This window comes from Nocardia sp. MH4, assembly GCF_019266065.1.
GTDB classification, from domain to species: domain Bacteria; phylum Actinomycetota; class Actinomycetes; order Mycobacteriales; family Mycobacteriaceae; genus Nocardia; species Nocardia canadensis.
Map to the genome: position 1 here is coordinate 37,891 of NZ_LPNR01000093.1, position 14,944 is coordinate 52,834.

The 14,944-nt window shown below is 70.6% G+C and carries 18 protein-coding genes; 8 read left to right on the plus strand and 10 right to left on the minus strand.

What is annotated here, in order from left to right; all coding sequences use genetic code 11:
• Positions 1 to 135: 135 nt before the first annotated feature.
• Both ATM97_RS12480 and ATM97_RS34345 read left to right on the plus strand, forming a co-directional pair.
• A complete protein-coding gene (locus tag ATM97_RS12480; RefSeq protein ID WP_218718162.1) occupies positions 136 to 276 on the plus strand; it encodes a hypothetical protein in 141 nt (46 codons plus the stop codon).
• Between the two features lie 29 nt (positions 277 to 305).
• Positions 306 to 440 carry a hypothetical protein gene (locus ATM97_RS34345; RefSeq protein WP_255587635.1) on the plus strand — a complete coding sequence of 45 codons (135 nt, stop codon included), beginning with the start codon at positions 306 to 308 and terminating at the stop codon, positions 438 to 440.
• A gap of 12 nt (positions 441 to 452) precedes the next feature.
• On the opposite strand, the gene ATM97_RS12485 is transcribed toward ATM97_RS34345, so the two are convergent.
• Positions 453 to 1,145, minus strand: a complete 693-nt coding sequence (locus ATM97_RS12485) for a GNAT family protein (protein WP_308248456.1) — start codon at positions 1,143 to 1,145, stop codon at positions 453 to 455.
• Positions 1,146 to 1,227: 82 nt separating this feature from the next.
• Between ATM97_RS12485 and ATM97_RS12490 the strand changes: the two genes are divergently transcribed.
• Together ATM97_RS12490 and ATM97_RS12495 are read left to right on the plus strand one after the other, a co-directional pair.
• The gene (locus tag ATM97_RS12490) at positions 1,228 to 1,383 is read left to right on the plus strand and encodes a hypothetical protein (RefSeq protein ID WP_218718163.1); all 156 of its coding nucleotides are present in this window, start codon (positions 1,228 to 1,230) and stop codon (positions 1,381 to 1,383) included.
• A gap of 51 nt (positions 1,384 to 1,434) precedes the next feature.
• The gene (locus ATM97_RS12495) at positions 1,435 to 2,229 is read left to right on the plus strand and encodes an aldose 1-epimerase (protein WP_218718164.1); all 795 of its coding nucleotides are present in this window, start codon (positions 1,435 to 1,437) and stop codon (positions 2,227 to 2,229) included.
• A gap of 200 nt (positions 2,230 to 2,429) precedes the next feature.
• Here ATM97_RS12495 and ATM97_RS12500 read toward each other — a convergent pair whose 3' ends face one another.
• Complete coding sequence (locus tag ATM97_RS12500; RefSeq protein ID WP_218718165.1) at positions 2,430 to 3,845, minus strand: MFS transporter; 1,416 nt, start codon at positions 3,843 to 3,845, stop codon at positions 2,430 to 2,432.
• Between the two features lie 126 nt (positions 3,846 to 3,971).
• Between ATM97_RS12500 and ATM97_RS12505 the strand changes: the two genes are divergently transcribed.
• Together ATM97_RS12505 and ATM97_RS12510 are read left to right on the plus strand one after the other, a co-directional pair.
• Complete coding sequence (locus ATM97_RS12505) at positions 3,972 to 4,547, plus strand: helix-turn-helix domain-containing protein (protein ID WP_308248457.1); 576 nt, start codon at positions 3,972 to 3,974, stop codon at positions 4,545 to 4,547.
• A 4-nt stretch (positions 4,548 to 4,551) separates the two neighbouring features.
• Positions 4,552 to 5,022: a hypothetical protein gene (locus tag ATM97_RS12510; RefSeq protein WP_218718166.1), complete on the plus strand. Its 471-nt coding sequence runs from the start codon at positions 4,552 to 4,554 to the stop codon at positions 5,020 to 5,022.
• A gap of 109 nt (positions 5,023 to 5,131) precedes the next feature.
• Here the strand turns inward: ATM97_RS12510 and ATM97_RS12515 are convergent, their stop codons facing one another.
• The 7 genes from ATM97_RS12515 to ATM97_RS12545 are packed head-to-tail and all read right to left on the minus strand — an operon-like array spanning position 5,132 to position 12,211.
• The gene (locus ATM97_RS12515) at positions 5,132 to 5,635 is read right to left on the minus strand and encodes an arginine repressor (protein WP_218718167.1); all 504 of its coding nucleotides are present in this window, start codon (positions 5,633 to 5,635) and stop codon (positions 5,132 to 5,134) included.
• A gap of 34 nt (positions 5,636 to 5,669) precedes the next feature.
• Positions 5,670 to 6,602: an ornithine carbamoyltransferase gene (argF, locus tag ATM97_RS12520; protein ID WP_218718168.1), complete on the minus strand. Its 933-nt coding sequence runs from the start codon at positions 6,600 to 6,602 to the stop codon at positions 5,670 to 5,672.
• The gene (locus ATM97_RS12525; RefSeq protein ID WP_218718169.1) at positions 6,599 to 7,801 is read right to left on the minus strand and encodes an acetylornithine transaminase; all 1,203 of its coding nucleotides are present in this window, start codon (positions 7,799 to 7,801) and stop codon (positions 6,599 to 6,601) included. The genes argF and ATM97_RS12525 overlap by 4 nt, the downstream gene beginning before the upstream one ends.
• On the minus strand, positions 7,798 to 8,685 hold the full coding sequence (gene argB / locus ATM97_RS12530) for an acetylglutamate kinase (protein ID WP_218718170.1): 888 nt from the start codon (positions 8,683 to 8,685) through the stop codon (positions 7,798 to 7,800). The genes ATM97_RS12525 and argB overlap by 4 nt, the downstream gene beginning before the upstream one ends.
• Positions 8,682 to 9,908, minus strand: a complete 1,227-nt coding sequence (gene argJ, locus ATM97_RS12535) for a bifunctional glutamate N-acetyltransferase/amino-acid acetyltransferase ArgJ (RefSeq protein ID WP_308248458.1) — start codon at positions 9,906 to 9,908, stop codon at positions 8,682 to 8,684. The genes argB and argJ overlap by 4 nt, the downstream gene beginning before the upstream one ends.
• A complete protein-coding gene (argC, locus tag ATM97_RS12540; protein WP_218718171.1) occupies positions 9,905 to 10,963 on the minus strand; it encodes an N-acetyl-gamma-glutamyl-phosphate reductase in 1,059 nt (352 codons plus the stop codon). The genes argJ and argC overlap by 4 nt, the downstream gene beginning before the upstream one ends.
• 27 nt (positions 10,964 to 10,990) lie before the next feature.
• Complete coding sequence (locus tag ATM97_RS12545) at positions 10,991 to 12,211, minus strand: cation:proton antiporter (protein WP_218718172.1); 1,221 nt, start codon at positions 12,209 to 12,211, stop codon at positions 10,991 to 10,993.
• A 142-nt stretch (positions 12,212 to 12,353) separates the two neighbouring features.
• Between ATM97_RS12545 and ATM97_RS12550 the strand changes: the two genes are divergently transcribed.
• Entirely contained in the window at positions 12,354 to 12,692 is a 339-nt protein-coding gene (locus ATM97_RS12550) for a YciI family protein (RefSeq protein ID WP_218718173.1), read from the plus strand.
• Complete coding sequence (locus ATM97_RS12555) at positions 12,693 to 13,892, plus strand: RNA polymerase sigma factor (RefSeq protein ID WP_218718174.1); 1,200 nt, start codon at positions 12,693 to 12,695, stop codon at positions 13,890 to 13,892.
• A 279-nt stretch (positions 13,893 to 14,171) separates the two neighbouring features.
• Here ATM97_RS12555 and ATM97_RS12560 read toward each other — a convergent pair whose 3' ends face one another.
• Entirely contained in the window at positions 14,172 to 14,879 is a 708-nt protein-coding gene (locus tag ATM97_RS12560) for a helix-turn-helix transcriptional regulator (protein WP_255587637.1), read from the minus strand.
• Positions 14,880 to 14,944 lie beyond the last annotated feature (65 nt).

Below are 14,944 nucleotides of genomic sequence, written 5' to 3' on the forward strand. Positions count from 1 at the left end.
CGCGCCCGACCTCGTCCGATTCCCACGAAATCGCCTGCTACCTGCGGTGACATCGCGTCAGCAACTTGGCAGCAAGCATCAACTGTGAGACGCTGGTCACACCAACTACCCATCGGTCGGGGTCGAGGAGTGGACATGCAGCAGCTACGTGATTTCGCCCAGGCGAACTACGACCTCATCGGGGCCGTCGTCATCGGGTTGGGCAATCTGGGGTTGACGGTCGCCAAGACGGTGATCGACCTCGGAACGCCGATCCTCCAGGGCTTCTTCGCCTGATCCCCGCCCTCACCACCCCGGGAGCATCCATGGTCGACACCATCCTGCAGTTCCTGTCCGACAACTACGAAGCGGGTGCCACCGCGGGCCTGCACGTCGGCCGCGTGCTGTTCGACCTGAGCGCCCCGCTGGCGCTCGCCATCCTGAACTTCCTCGCCTCCTGAGCCGCCGCGCGGTCAGCAGCGCCCGGTCGCGCGCAGGCGCTCGGTGAGCCCGGCCCGCACCCGCGGCCAGTCCTCGGCGGTGATCGAGAACAGCACGCTGTCGCGCACGGTCCCGTCCTCGCGCCGGAACTGACGCCGCAGCGTGCCCTCGTACTGCGCCCCGAGCCGCGCGATCGCCTGCTGCGAACGGTGGTTGCGCACATCGGTCTTCAGCTGCACCCGACCCACGTGGAGCTCGTCGAACGCGTATTCCAGCAGCAGCAGTTTGGCTTCCGGGTTGACCGGACCGCCCCAGACCGACGGCGTGTAGGCGGTGAACCCGATTTCCAGCGCCGCGTCCCGCGGGCGGACATCCAGGTAGGACGTGACGCCGAGCACCGCGCCCGCCGCTCGATCGCCGATCTCGGTGCGCGCGCGGACGATCCAGACATGCCAGTCGGGGTGGGCGTTCAATTCCCGGAGATGATCGGCGAATTCGCTCGCCGCGCGTGGGCGCCAGGGCAGGTGCGCCCAGACCGCGTCCGCGTCGAGGGCGGCGAAGAGCTCACCGGCGTCCGCCGACGGATCGACCGTGGTCAGCCGCACCGTCTCGCCGCGCAACCGGGCGCCGTCGGGCACCGGCCACACCATGTCCGGCCAGGGCTTGTCGTCGGGCCGGGGATCGGGCACGGGCTGGAATCGGACGGTCGCGGAACTCTCGGGCACGTGTGCAATGTAGTGCCCCTGCCGGCGGTGTGTGGCACTCTGGGAGAGCACTATTCGGCTCGCCAACGTGAGGACGAACAAGATGCTCCATTACGTCGCACAGGAATTCTCCACTCTCGGCAACGGTGTGCTCGATGTCGGCCGTGCCCTCGTCGCCCTGGTCCAGGACATCATCGACGTCGCCACTCCGGACTCTCCGGGCGGCGGCGCGGGCGGCGGGCAGTATCCGTTCAACTGATCCGGCGTGGGCTCCCGCCGCTGAGCGGAGCGCGCCGCTAACCTCCCCGGCATGGCCGCCGACGACGTGCGTCTCCACGCGGGCACCGCTGGACTGACCATCGCTCCGGGAGACGGCGGCGCGCTGCACAGCCTCACCGTCGACGGGACCGAGCTGCTCCGCCAGGACCCCGGGACCGGGTGTTTCGTCATGGCGCCCTGGGCGGGCAGGCTCGGCTACGGGACCTTCACCGTCGGCGACCGGACCTATCGGATGCCGATCAACAATCCGCCACACAGCATTCACGGCACCGCGCGCGAGGGCGCGTGGGATGTCGTGTCCGCCTCGGCGACCGAGGCGACGCTGCGGCACCGGCTGACCGATCCGTGGCCGTTCGCGGGTACCGTCACCCAGCGGTTCGCCCTCACCGACACCGGCCTCACCCTCGAGTTGCGCATCACCACCGACGCCGATCCCTTTCCCGCCCAGGGCGGTTGGCATCCGTGGTTCCTGCGCGAGGTCGCCGCGGCGTCCGGGCCGCTGGTCCTCGAGTTCCAGCCGGGGTGGCAATACGAGCGTGGGCCGGACTATCTGCCCACGGGCCGCCGCCTCCCGCCGTCTCCCCCGCCGTGGGACGACTGCTTCGGGATGCCCGACGGTGTCCTCGCGCGCCTCACCTGGCCCGGCTTCCTGGAATTCACGATCGCCGCGCCCGTCACCGATGTCGTCGTGTGGACCCTGCCGACGGAGTCGCTGTCGGTGGAGGCCCAGTCGGGTCCGCCCAACGGCCTGAATACCGATCCCCGGATGGTCACGCCGGACACGCCGCTGGATGTCCACGTGGCCTGGACCTGGCGACGGCTCTGACACTCCCGGCGCGCGACCTCGACGACGGGCGGGCCACCACCCGGTAGGGCGCGTCGGCCGCGGGGCCCGCTCGTCGCCCTCTTCCTCGGCGCGCTCACCCACCTCGACTAGGACTCCCGCACGCAGACAGCCGGTTTCGTGGTCGAGCACTGGTCACCTGTCGCGCGTCCCGCTCGTCGAGGTGGATCAAGGCTTTCGGTCTACTGCGATGATCGGATACTGCGGAAGGTGAGGGCGACCACGAAGGTCAGGGCCGCGATCACGGCGGCGGCGCCGAACGCGGCGGTCATCCCGCCGACGAGGGCGTGCGTCGGTGAACCGCCCGCCTCGCGGGCCGCGGTGCCGAAGACCGTCACCAGGACGGCCAGACCCAGCGCGCCGCCGGTCTGCTGCATGGTCTGCAACGCACCGCCTGCCGCGCCCGCCTCTTCCGGTGACACCGTGGACATGATGATCACGTTCAGCGGCGAGAAGGCCAGCCCGATACCGCAGCCCATGGCGAGCATCGCAACGAACAGCAGCGGGAAGTAGCCGCTGTCGGCCGACAGCCGGGTCAGCAGTACGAGCCCGGTCGTCATCGCGATGGTGCCCGTCACGGTCACCGGTTTCGGGCCGAAGCGGGCCAGTAACCGGGGAATCAGCCGGATCATCGCGAACATCAGTCCCGCCGTCGGCAGGAAGGCGAATCCCGTTGCCAGCGCGCTCATCCCGCGCACATCCTGCAGATACTGGGTCAGGAAGAAGAACATCGACATGCCCGCCATCGGCCCGAGGAACATGTTGAGATAGGCGGCGGCCCGGTTGCGGTCGGCGAACAGGTGCAGCGGCAGCAAGGGCTGCGGCGCACGGAGTTCGATCGCCACGAACGCCGCCAGCAGTGCCGCGCCGACCGCCAGGGAGATGTCGGTGCCCGGCGCGCCCCAGCCCTCCGCGGCCGCGCTGATGAACCCGTAGACCAGCGCGGCGACACCGGCCGTCGCGGTCACCGCGCCGGGCAGGTCGAGCTGGGCGGCTCGCCGCGGCGCGTCGGGCAGATAGCGCAGCGCGAGCAGCACGATGAGCAGTCCGAACGGCACATTGATGAACAGCACCGAGCGCCAGCCGACCCATTCGGTGAGCAGCCCGCCGACGATGAGCCCGATGGCGAATCCGGCGCTGGACATGCCGGAGAACAACGCGAGGACGCGGATGCGTGCTTTGGGCTCGGTGAACGTAGTCGTCAGCAGCGCAAGGGTATTGGGCGCGGCCATCGCGCCGCCGATGCCCTGCAGGACCCGGGCCGCGAGCAGCCAGCCCGCCGAGGGTGCGAGCCCACCCGCCAGCGAGGCGAGGGTGAACAGCGTCGTGCCCACGATGAACAGCCTGCGCCTGCCGAACAGGTCGCCCGCGCGGCCGCCGAGCAGCAGCAGACCGCCGAAGACGAGGGTGTAGGAGTTCATCACCCAGGACAGGCCGGTGGCGCTGAACTCCAGGTCGGTGCGGATGCGCGGCAGGGCCACGTTCATCACGGTGACGTCGAGAATGATCATGAGCTGGCAGGTCAGCAGGGTGGCCAGGACGATGCCCGGCCGGGCACGCGCGACCTGGGCGTTCGCCGCAAGTGTGGTGGTGGTCAAGTGAGCTCCATCGAAGGGGAAGCTAAACGGAGAGAGTCTCCGTTTATGACAGAGCTAGCATAGGGAGAAAGTCTCCGCTTCCGCAAGCCTAAACGGAGACTTCATCCGTTTCCAGTGGAGGATCGAGTGGACGCACCGTCGCGGCCGATGCGCGCCGACGCGCGCCGCAACTACGAACGCATCGTCGAATGCGCGCGCGACGCCTTCGCCGAGCACGGCATCGAGGCGCCCCTCGACGACATCGCCCGTCGCGCCCGCGTCGGCCCCGGCACGCTGTACCGCCACTTCCCGAGTCGCACGGCGCTGATGGAGGCGGTCTACCGCGCCAATATCGAGGCGCTGGCCGCCCGCGCCGCCGAATTGCGCGAAACCCGCACTCCCCCGGACGCTTTCACCGAGTGGTTCGGCGAGCTGGTCTCCTACATCCTGCACCGGCACGGCCTGGCGGCCACCCTCAAGGCCGCGATCGACCGCACCTCCGACGTCTTCACCGCCTGCTCGACCCTGCTGGCCGAGTCCGCCGAATCCGTCCTGGTCCCCGTCCAGGAGGCCGGGCTCGTGCGCCGTGACGTCGGCCCGCGCGACATCCTGCGGCTCGGCCACGGCATCGGCGCCGGTTGCCAGGCCGCCCCCGAGTCGGCTCCCCTGCTCACCGAGATCGCCCTGGCCGGCCTGCGCGCCCCGGCTGCGCCGGCAGGATGACCTGATGCGGATCAGCGTCACCGGCCACATGAACCTCACGCCCACCACCGAAACCCTGGTGCGCGAAGCGATCTCGGCCCTGCTCACCGACTGCCCCGACCTGATCGGGATCACCTGCCTGGCCCGCGGCGCGGACTCGATCTTCGCCGAGGCCGTGCTGGCGGCCGGCGGCCGCCTGGAAGTCGTCCTGCCCTCGCGCGACTACCGCTCGGCCGAGGTGAAGCCCGACCACGCGTCCCAGTTCGACGCCCTGATCGACCGTGCGAGCACGGTGCGGGTGATGGACTTCGAGACGGCGGGCAGGAGCGCCTACGAAGCCGCCAACCAGATCCTCGTCGCCGACTGCGATCGCCTCCTCGCAGTCTGGGACGGCGACGATGGCGAACGCGGCGGCACCGCCACCGTCGTCGCCTCCGCCCGCGCCCACGGCATCCCGGTGGACGTCGTCTGGCCGGACGGCGCATCCAGGCAATAGCCGGCTTATCCGGGCAACCGGTTCGGCATCTGCGCGGACTGCCTGGGCAACGGGCCAGGCCGACGGCCAGCGCGTGCGCGAGCAGTCGATCGCGCGGGGGCGAGAAGGATCAGGCCAATTCTTCTATGCGGGCGGCGAGTTCGGCGCCGGTGAGGGGCTCGCGGGCGATGACGGCGATGGTGTCGTCGCCGGCGATGGTGCCGACGATGAAGGGCAGGGCGGCGCGGTCGAGGGCGCTGGCCAGGAAGTGGGCGGCGCCGGGTGGGGTGCGCAGGACGGCGAGATTGCCGCTGGCGTCGGTGGAGACCAGCAGGTCGCCGAGGAGCTTGGAGAGGCGGCCGGTGCCGCCGGTGACGCCGCGGACGGGGCTGCCGTCCTCGGGCACGACGTAGACACCCGCGCCACCGTCGGCGGCACGCAGCTTGACCGCGCCGAGTTCGTCGAGGTCACGCGACAGGGTCGCCTGGGTGGTCTCGATGCCCTCGGCGGCCAGCAGCGTCGCCAGTTCGGTCTGGCTGCGGACCGAATGCGCGGACAGCAGCTCCACGATGCGCGATTGGCGGCCGGCGCGGGTGCGGGCGATGGCGGGCGACCCCTTCTCGGGCGCGCTCATCGACCGACCCCCACGCCGGCCCCGGTTCGCGGTCTCATGCGGCGGCTTTCGCGAGCAGCCAGACCAGCAGCGCCTTCTGCGCGTGCAGCCGGTTCTCGGCCTCGTCCCAGACCACGCTGTGCGGGCCGTCGAGCACCTCGTCGGTGATCTCCTCACCGCGGTGCGCCGGAAGGCAGTGCATCACAATGGCTTCCGGATCGGCGGCGGCGAGCAAGGCGTCGTTGACCTGGAACGGACGGAACGGGCCGACCCGGTCGAGGCCGTCGTTCTCCTGGCCCATCGAGGTCCAGGTGTCGGTGACGAGCACGTCCGCGCCGGTCGCGCCCGCCACCGGATCGTCGGTGACGCTCACCGTCGCGCCGGTCTCCGCGGCCCGCTTGGCGGCGGCCTCGAGGATCCACGGCAACGGCTCGAAACCGGCGGGCGCGGCGACGGTCACGTGCATGCCCGCGGTGACCCCGCCCAGCAGCAGCGAGTGCGCCATATTGTTGGCACCGTCGCCGAAGTAGGTGAGACGAAGCCCGGCGAGGGCTCCCTTGCGCTCGCTGATCGTCTGCAGATCGGCGAGCACCTGGCAGGGATGGAACTCGTTGGACAGCGCGTTCACCACGGGAACCGTCGCGGTGGACGACATCTCGTCGAGGCGCGACTGTTCGAAGGTCCGCCAGACGATGGCCTCGACATAGCGCGAGAGCACGCTGCCGGTGTCGCCGAGGGTCTCCTCCCGGCCCAGCTGGGTGTCGCGGCCGTCGACGACGACCGCGTGCCCGCCGAGCTGGGCGATGCCCAGCTCGAACGAGAACCGGGTGCGGGTGGAGTTCTTCTCGAAGATCACCCCGACCCCGCGCGGACCGTCGAGCGGCCGGTGCGCGAACGGGTTCTTCTTCAGATCCGCGGCGATGGCGAGGATTTCGGCCTGTTCGGCCTGGGTCAAATCGTCGTCGCGCAGGAAGTGGCGCAGGGTCACTTGCTGGCTCCCTTCGCATCGGCGGCGGCCTTGTCGAGGATCTCGGGCAGGTCGGCGACGAAGTTGTCGGCCTGGGTTTCGGTGAGCACCAGGGGCGGTGCCAACCGGATCACGTTCGGCTTGGCGGGGTTGATCAGGTAGCCCGCCTCCCGCGCCCGCTCGTCCACAAAGGCGGAGATGTCGTCGCGCAGCACGATGCCGATCAGCAGACCCGCGCCACGGACGTGATCGATCTCGGGATGCTCGAGCAGCGCGATCCCGTCGCTGAGCTTCTTGCCGACCCATTCCACATGGGAGAGCAGGTCTTCGGCATCGATCGTGCGCAGCACGGCCAGCGCCGCCGCGGCGCACACCGGGTTGCCGCCGAAGGTGGTGCCGTGCATGCCCGGGGTGAGCAGCTCGGCGGCCCGGCCCTGCGCCAGCACGGCACCGATCGGCAGACCGCCGCCGAGCCCCTTGGCCAGGGTGATCGCGTCGGGCACGATGCCCGCCGCCTGGTGCGCGAAAAACGTTCCCGTACGGCCGATTCCGGTCTGCACCTCGTCGAGGATCAGCAGCGCGCCCGCCCGCGAGGTGATCTCGCGAGCCCGGGCCAGATAGTCGAACGGCGGGACGACCACCCCGGATTCGCCCATCATGGGCTCCAGGAACACCGCGGCGGTGTCGCTGTCGACGACGGCCTCGAGCGCGGCGGCGTCACCGTAGGGCACGTGCACCACACCGGGCGGCATGGGCGCGAACGGCTCGCGCTTGGACGGCTGCCCGGTGAGTGCGAGCGCGCCCATGGTCCGGCCGTGGAAGGCCTCCTCGGCGGCGACGATCTTGGACCGGCCGGTCAGCCGGGCGATCTTGAACGCGGCCTCGTTGGCCTCGGTGCCGGAGTTGCAGAAGAACGCCTTGCCCTCACCGTCACCGAAGTGCGCGAGCAGCTTCTCGGCCAGCTCGATCACCGGTTCGCTGGCATAGATGTTCGACACGTGGCCGAGCGTGCCCAGCTGCTGGGTGACCGCTTCCAGGATGGCGGGATGGGCGTGGCCGAGGCTGTTCACCGCGATGCCACCGAGGAAGTCGACGTAGCGCTTGCCGTCGGCGTCGTAGACCACCGCGCCCGCGCCGCGGACCAGCGCGACCTTCGGGGTGCCGTAGTTGTTCATCATCGCGGCCGACCACCGCTGCTGCAGCTTCTCTACTTCACTCATGCGGTCACCATCGTTCCGATTCCTTCTCCGGTGAACAACTCCAGTAGTACCGAATGCGGCACCCTGCCGTCGATCACATGGGCGCTGGGCACCCCACCCTGAACGGCGCGCAGGCACGCCTCCATCTTCGGCACCATGCCCGCATCCAGGCGCGGCAGCAACTCCGCCAGCGCCGTCGCGTCGATCTCGCTGGTCAGCGAGGAGCGGTCGGGCCAGTCGGTGTAGAGGCCCTCGACATCGGTCAGGACGACGAGCTTCTCCGCGCCGATCCCCTCCGCCAGCGCGGCGGCGGCGGTGTCGGCGTTGATGTTGTGCACCACGCCGTCGGCGTCGGGCGCGATGGTGGACACCACCGGGATGCGCCCGGCATCGATCAGGTCGAGCACGGCACCGGGGTTGACCTCGGTGACGTCGCCGACCAGGCCGATGTCGGTGGCGACGCCCTCCACGGTCACGGTGCGCCGGGTCGCGGTGAACAGGTGCGCATCCTCACCGGAGATGCCGACCGCGTACGGGCCGTGCGCGTTGATCAGCCCGACGAGCTCGCGCCCGACCTGGCCGAACAGCACCATCCGCACCACGTCCATCACCTCGGGGGTGGTGACGCGGAAGCCGCCGCGGAACTCCCCCGCCATGCCGAGCTTCTTCAGCATCGCGTTGATCTGCGGGCCGCCGCCGTGCACCACCACCGGGTGCACGCCGACGGTGCGCAGGAACGCCATGTCGGCGGCGAAGGCGGCCTTGAGTTCGTCGTCGACCATGGCGTTGCCGCCGTACTTCACGACGACGACCTTGTCCCGGAACTTCTGCAGCCACGGCAGCGCGTCGGCGAGCACATGCGCCTTGTCCAGCGCCGACAGGGATTGCACCACACCGCTGCTCATGAGCTGTACGCCGAGTTCTCTTCGACGTAGGCGTGCGAGAGGTCGGTGGTGCGCACCATCGCGGTGCCCTCGCCGACATTGAGCTCGATCAGCACGTCGATGTCCTCGCCGGACAGGTCGACCTCGCGCGCGCCGGGCGCGCCGACGCTGTCGACACACACCGGATTGCCGTTGAACGACACCGCGATCCGGTTCGGGTCCAGCGTCACCGGGGCGATGCCGACGGCCGCGAGCACCCGGCCCCAGTTCGGGTCCGAGCCGAACAGCGCGGTCTTGACCAGGCTGTCGCGCGCGACCGCCCTGGCGACGGTGAGGGCCTCGTCCTCGGAGGCCGCGCCGCTGACGGTGACCCGTACCCGCTTGGTGACGCCCTCGGCGTCGGCCATCAGCTGGGCGGCCAGGTCGTCGCACACGGTGAAGACGGCGGCCTCGAGGTCCTCCTGGGACGGGGCGACGCCGCTGGCACCGTTGGCCAGCAGCAGCACGGTGTCGTTGGTGGAGCAGGAGCCGTCGACGTCGAGCCGGTCGAAGGTGTACTTGGTGGCCTTACGCAGCGCCTGGTCGAGCTGCTCGGGAGTGGCCGCCGCATCGGTGGTGAGTACGACGAGCATGGTGGCCAGTGACGGGGCGAGCATGCCCGCGCCCTTGGCCATGCCGCCGACGTTCCACTTGTCCTCGTGATGGAACGCCGATTCCTTCGGCACGGTGTCGGTGGTCATGATGGCGTGCGCGGCGTCGGAGCCGCCGGACATGCCGCCGCCCATCTCGTGCACGATCTCGGTGACGGCGGGGATCAGCTTGTCCATCGGCAGCCGGTCACCGATCAGGCCGGTCGAGCAGACCGCGATCTCGCCCGCGCCGGTCTCGGTGCCCCAATTGCTCAGTGCCGCGGCGAGTTCCTCGGCGGTGCGGTGGGTGTCCTGGAAACCGCCGGGGCCGGTGCACGCGTTCGCGCCACCCGAGTTCAGGATGACCGCGCGCACGCGACCCGACTTCAGCACCTGCTGCGACCACAGCACCGGCGCGGCCTTGACCTGATTGCTGGTGAACACGCCGGCCGCCGCGTACTCGGGGCCCTCGTTGAGCACCAGCGCGAGGTCGGGCTTGCCGCTGGCCTTGATGCCCGCCGCGATACCGGCGGCGCGGAAGCCGAGCGGGGCGGTGACGCCCTGGGTGTGGATCAAATTGCCGTGGTCCGTCGTGTGCGGATCAGGGGTCGTCACGGTGCCACTCCTACGGTGGAAAGTCCTGCGGTCTCGTCGAATCCGACGGCCAGATTCATCGATTGCACCGCGGCGCCCGCGGTGCCCTTGGTCAAGTTGTCGATCGCGCCGATCACCACGAGCAGGCCCGCGTCGGTGTCGACGGCGACCTGCAGGGTGATGGCGTTGGAGCCCAGGACCGCACCGGTCTGCGGCAGGACGCCTTCGGGCAGCAGGTGCACGAAGGGTTCGTCGGCGTAGGCCTTCTCGTAGACGGCCCGCGCTTGCGCGGCGTCGACCTTCACCGGGGCGGTGCAGGTGGCCAGGATGCCGCGCGGCATCGGGGCGAGCACCGGGGTGAACGACACCGAGACATCCACGCCGCCCGCGGCTTTCAGGTTCTGCGCGATCTCGGGGGTGTGCCGGTGCGCGCCGGCGATGCCGTAGGCACGGACGCTGCCCATCACCTCGGAACCGAGCAGGCCGATATCGAGCTTGCGGCCCGCGCCCGAGGTGCCGCTGACGGCGACGACGTTGACGGCAGGCTCGATGATGCCCGCGGCGATGGCCGGCGCCAGCGCGACGCTGGACACGGTCGGGTAGCAGCCGGGCACGGCGATGCGCCGGGCGCCGGTGAGCCGCGCGCGGCCACCGGGCAGCTCGGGCAGGCCGTAGGGCCAGCTGCCCGCGTGGGCGCTGCCGTAGTACTTCTCCCAGGCGGCGGCATCGGTGAGCCGGAAGTCGGCGCCGCAATCGATGACGACCGTGGACTCGGGCAGTGCCTGCGCGATGGCGCCGGACTGGCCGTGCGGCAGGCCGAGGAACACGATGTCGTGCCCGGCCAGGACGTCGGGGGTGGTTTCCTGCAGGACGCGGTCGGCCAGCGGCAGCAGATGCGGCTGGAGCGCGCCCAGGGCGGTGCCCGCGTTGGATCCGGCGGTCAGCGCCCCGATCTCGAGGCGCCCGGTTCGGTATTCGGGGTGGGCCAGCAGCAGACGCAACACTTCGCCACCGGCGTATCCACTCGCACCGGCAACCGCCACCCGCAGTGCGGGTCCTCCCGACGAATCAACCATGTGATGATTATGCACGACTATGCAAGCTCATTCATGGGCAGGTGCGGTCGCGAGCGGCGCCTTCCCCCCGATCAGCCGCGCGACCAGGGGAAACAGCAGCACTGTCGTCGCGCCGGCGGCGACCAGGACCGACGCGGTATCCGCGCTCATCAGCTCCGTCGACACCGCCACCTGGGTGACGGCGACGATGATCGGCAGGCCGGTGGCGGCGAACAGGGCGAGCTGGGCGCGCTCGTGCGGCGATGCCAGATTGCGCCCGTGCGGGACGAACCGCTCGCTCAACCACACCGGCAACCCGCGAGCCACCGCGATGGCCGCCACGAACGACACCCACAGCAGCGGCCGGTCCGCGACGGCGGACAGATCGATCGCCATGCCCGAGACCACGAAGAACACCGGGATCAGCAGCCCGAAGCCGATGGTCTCGAGCTGCTCGTCGACCCGCGGGTGGCCCGCGGCGATGAGCCTGCGCAGCACCATGCCCGCGGCGAACGCACCGAGCACCACATCGAGGTCGAAGCGTTCGGCCACCACCATGAGCACCAGCAGCAACAGGATCGACCCGCGTACCGGCAGCTGGGAGGTGCCGCCGTCCATCCTGGCCAGTGCCGCCCCGAGGTCGGGGATGCGCCCGAACAGCCGCACCGGGATCACCCCGACCAGCAGCGCCGCCAGCACGAACAGGGCGAGCACCACCAGCGCGGCGCCGATATCGTGGCTGCTCAGCAGCACCGACATGGCCACGATCGGGCCGAGCTCACCGACGGCGCCGTGCGCGAGCACCGCCCGGCCCAGCGCGGTGTCGAGCAGCCCGGCCTGCTTGATGATCGGCAGCAGGGTGCCCAGCGCGGTGGAGGTCATCGCGATGGCGACCGCGATGTGCTCGGTCGTCGACTCACTGTCGGCCAGCACGGTGACCAGTCCGAACGCGAAGACGAGACCGGCCAGCCACACCAGCCAGGCGACCCGCCCGGACTTGCCGCCGAGCAACCGGGGATCCAGCTCGTAGCCCGCGAGCAGGAACAGCATGCCCAGCCCGAGTTCCTTGATCAGGTCGACCCCGCCGTCCGCGGTGGCCCAGCCGAGCGCGAACGGCCCGAGGACCGTGCCCGCCACCAGCAGGATCACCACATCCGGCACGAACCCGCGCAGCGCCCGCGACAGCAGCGGCGCCAGCACCGCGACGAGCGCGATCCAGAACAGCGAGACGATCGGCGACGGGCCGTCGGCGGCGGCGAGCAGCTCCATGCGCCTCATCGTGGCACGGCGAGTCGGGCGAACCGGGACACCTCGCTGGAGGTCCGGACGAGAATCGGATCACCCGCGCCTGTCGAAACGGCGTCGTCCCGTTCGTCTAGGAGATGAAGCCCCACCACGCGAAAGGACGATCATGAAGCAATACCTGCTGTGCGTCTACCAGCCCGACGGACCGGCGCCCGCGAACATCGACGCCATCCTCGACGAACTGTCCGCGCTGAACGAGGAGATGCGGGCGGCAGGCGCCTGGGTGTTCGCGGTCGGCCTGCACGAGGCGAGCACCGCGACCGTCGTACGAGCGAAGGAGGGCGAGGTACTGATCACCGACGGCCCCTTCGCCGAGGGCACCGAACATATCGGCGGCTTCACCGTCATCCAGGCCGCCGACCTGGACGAGGCCCTGGACTGGGCGGGCCGGCTGGCCGCGGTGCTCACTCTGCCGATCGAGGTGCGGCCGGTGGCGAGCGGCTAGATGGACATCGAGGCGGTTTTCGCCGAGCACTACGGGCGCGCGGTCGCGTCGCTGATCCGCGTCTTCGGCGACATCGGCGTCGCCGAGGACGCGGTGCAGGAAGCGTTCGCCGCCGCGGTGGTGCGCTGGCCCGTCGACGGTGTGCCGCCGAGCCCGGCGGGCTGGATCATCACCACGGCCCGCAACCGCGCGATCGACCGGCTCCGCCGCGAGGCGACCCGGGCCGACCGGCACGCCGAAGCCGCTCTGCTGCACGCGGACCCGGCCGGACCCACCGACGGATTCCCCGACGACCGGCTACGCCTGATCTTCACCTGCTGTCATCCGGCGCTGGCTCCCACCGCCCGGGTCGCGTTGACGTTGCGGCTGCTCGGCGGACTCACCACCGCCGAGGTCGCGCGCGTGTTCCTGGTCTCGGAATCGACGATGGCGCAACGGCTCGTCCGCGCCAAGGGCAAGATCCGCGACGCCCGCATCCCCTACCGGGTGCCCGCCGACGCCGAACTGCCCGCGCGGCTCCCCGCTGTGCTCGCCGTGGTGTATCTCGTGTTCACCGAAGGCTATTCGGCGACCGCGGGCCCCGATCTGATCCGCGCCGACCTGTGCGCCGAAGCGATCCGGCTCGCTCGACTGCTCACCGATCTCCTGCCCGGCGAGCCGGAGATCATGGGCTTGCTCGCGCTCCTGCTGTTCACCGAAGCCCGCCGGGCCGCGCGCACCGACGGTGGGCGCCTGATCCCGCTGCCCGACCAGGACCGCACCCGCTGGGACGGCGACCTCATCGCCGAGGCACGGGCCCTGCTCCGAGAATGCCTGCGCCGCAATGCCCCAGGCCCCTACCAGCTCCAAGCCGCCATCAACGCCGTCCACACCGACGCCCCCACCGCGGCCACCACCGACTGGCCCCAGATCCTCACCCTCTACGACCACCTGTACACCCTCACCCCCACCCCCGTCGTCGCCCTGCACCGCACCGTCGCTCTCGCCGAAGTCCACGGCCCCACCGCAGCCCTGGCCGAACTCACCACCATCGACCTCCCCGACCACCACCTCTACCACGCTCTCCGCGCCGACCTCCTCCGTCGCGCAGGCCGCTTCGCCGAAGCCATCACCGCCTACGACACCGCGCTGGCCCTCACCCCCAACGACATCGAACGCGACTACCTCCGCCACCGACGAGATTCCCTGCGCGATGCCTGAGCGCGTCGTCGGCCCGGCTCGCCGGAATTCGGTGATCACCGGTGATCAGCCGCTCGATCGCGAGTACGGTGCGGGTTCATCGAACTCGTCTAGCTTCCACGGACCCCTTGCTCAGACCCTGCGAGAAGTAGGCCGGGACGAAGGTTTGGTGCTGCTCGGGCCAAGGATGTGCCGCTGATTCTTCGGTGTCGCGGAGTTCAGGTACCGGCGGAGGCGGCCGAGCGAGTCTCCGCGTGCCGCGATCAGCAGGTGTTCGACTGAGAAGCCGGGTCCGGGGCGTCAGCGTAGGTCGGCGAGGTCCAGGCCGAGGGTTTCGGTCAGGCCGGCTTCTCCGGCGGGGGTGACGCGGACGGCGCGGCCGGTGCCGGACGGGGCGATCCAGCCGAGGGTCAGGAGGCGGCGGCGCAGGAGGACCGCGGCGGGGCCGCTCAGGTGGGTGCGGCGTTCGGTCCAGTCCAGGCAGGGGCGGGTGAGGGGACGGCGGGCGCGGGTGAGGGTGGGCTCGTCGATGCCGAGGGTTTCGGTCAGCCAGGTGATGCCCTCGGGGGTCAGGGTGTGGGCGCTGTCCGGGTCGAGGAGGCCTCGGTGGGTCATGGCGTCGGTGATGGTGACGCCGAGGCGACCGGCCAGGTGGTTGTAGCAGGTTCGGCCGCGGGCCAGCGCCGCGTCGGCGGTCGCGGCGCGCAGGTTCTTCGGCGGGGTGGGGGTCGGATCGAGTTCCGCCAGCAGGGTTTCCAGGAGTTGGGCGATCGCGGGGCTCGCCAGTTCGACATAGCGGTGCCTGCCCTGTTTGCGTTCGGTGATCAAACCCGCGGTACTCAGGCGGTCCAGGTGGGCCGTGGCGGTAGAGGGCGCGACGCCGGTCAGGCGGGCCAGTTCGCCCGCGGTCCAGGCGCGGCCGTCGAGCAGGGCCAGGCACATGTGGGCTCTGGTCCGGTCGGCGAGGACGGCGGCCCAGTCGGCGAGGACGGCGGCGCGGGCAGGCATCTCCCCATCATGCGACCGCGATTGTTCGGCGGCCATCGAAAGGTCGCGGACCTACCGTCGACGGC

What these genes read in the sequence shown, in the direction of transcription:
- ATM97_RS12560 (WP_255587637.1), bottom strand. Translation starts at nt 14,879, where the DNA reads ATGCCTGCCCGCGCCGCCGTCCTCGCCGACTGGGCCGCCGTCCTCGCC.
- argB (WP_218718170.1), bottom strand. Translation starts at nt 8,685, where the DNA reads ATGAGCAGCGGTGTGGTGCAATCCCTGTCGGCGCTGGACAAGGCGCAT.
- ATM97_RS12555 (WP_218718174.1), top strand. Translation starts at nt 12,693, where the DNA reads ATGGACATCGAGGCGGTTTTCGCCGAGCACTACGGGCGCGCGGTCGCG.
- ATM97_RS12515 (WP_218718167.1), bottom strand. Translation starts at nt 5,635, where the DNA reads ATGAGCGCGCCCGAGAAGGGGTCGCCCGCCATCGCCCGCACCCGCGCC.
- ATM97_RS12510 (WP_218718166.1), top strand. Translation starts at nt 4,552, where the DNA reads ATGCGGATCAGCGTCACCGGCCACATGAACCTCACGCCCACCACCGAA.
- ATM97_RS12495 (WP_218718164.1), top strand. Translation starts at nt 1,435, where the DNA reads ATGGCCGCCGACGACGTGCGTCTCCACGCGGGCACCGCTGGACTGACC.
- argC (WP_218718171.1), bottom strand. Translation starts at nt 10,963, where the DNA reads ATGGTTGATTCGTCGGGAGGACCCGCACTGCGGGTGGCGGTTGCCGGT.
- ATM97_RS12480 (WP_218718162.1), top strand. Translation starts at nt 136, where the DNA reads ATGCAGCAGCTACGTGATTTCGCCCAGGCGAACTACGACCTCATCGGG.
- ATM97_RS12490 (WP_218718163.1), top strand. Translation starts at nt 1,228, where the DNA reads ATGCTCCATTACGTCGCACAGGAATTCTCCACTCTCGGCAACGGTGTG.
- ATM97_RS12545 (WP_218718172.1), bottom strand. Translation starts at nt 12,211, where the DNA reads ATGGAGCTGCTCGCCGCCGCCGACGGCCCGTCGCCGATCGTCTCGCTG.
- ATM97_RS12525 (WP_218718169.1), bottom strand. Translation starts at nt 7,801, where the DNA reads ATGAGTGAAGTAGAGAAGCTGCAGCAGCGGTGGTCGGCCGCGATGATG.
- ATM97_RS34345 (WP_255587635.1), top strand. Translation starts at nt 306, where the DNA reads ATGGTCGACACCATCCTGCAGTTCCTGTCCGACAACTACGAAGCGGGT.
- ATM97_RS12550 (WP_218718173.1), top strand. Translation starts at nt 12,354, where the DNA reads ATGAAGCAATACCTGCTGTGCGTCTACCAGCCCGACGGACCGGCGCCC.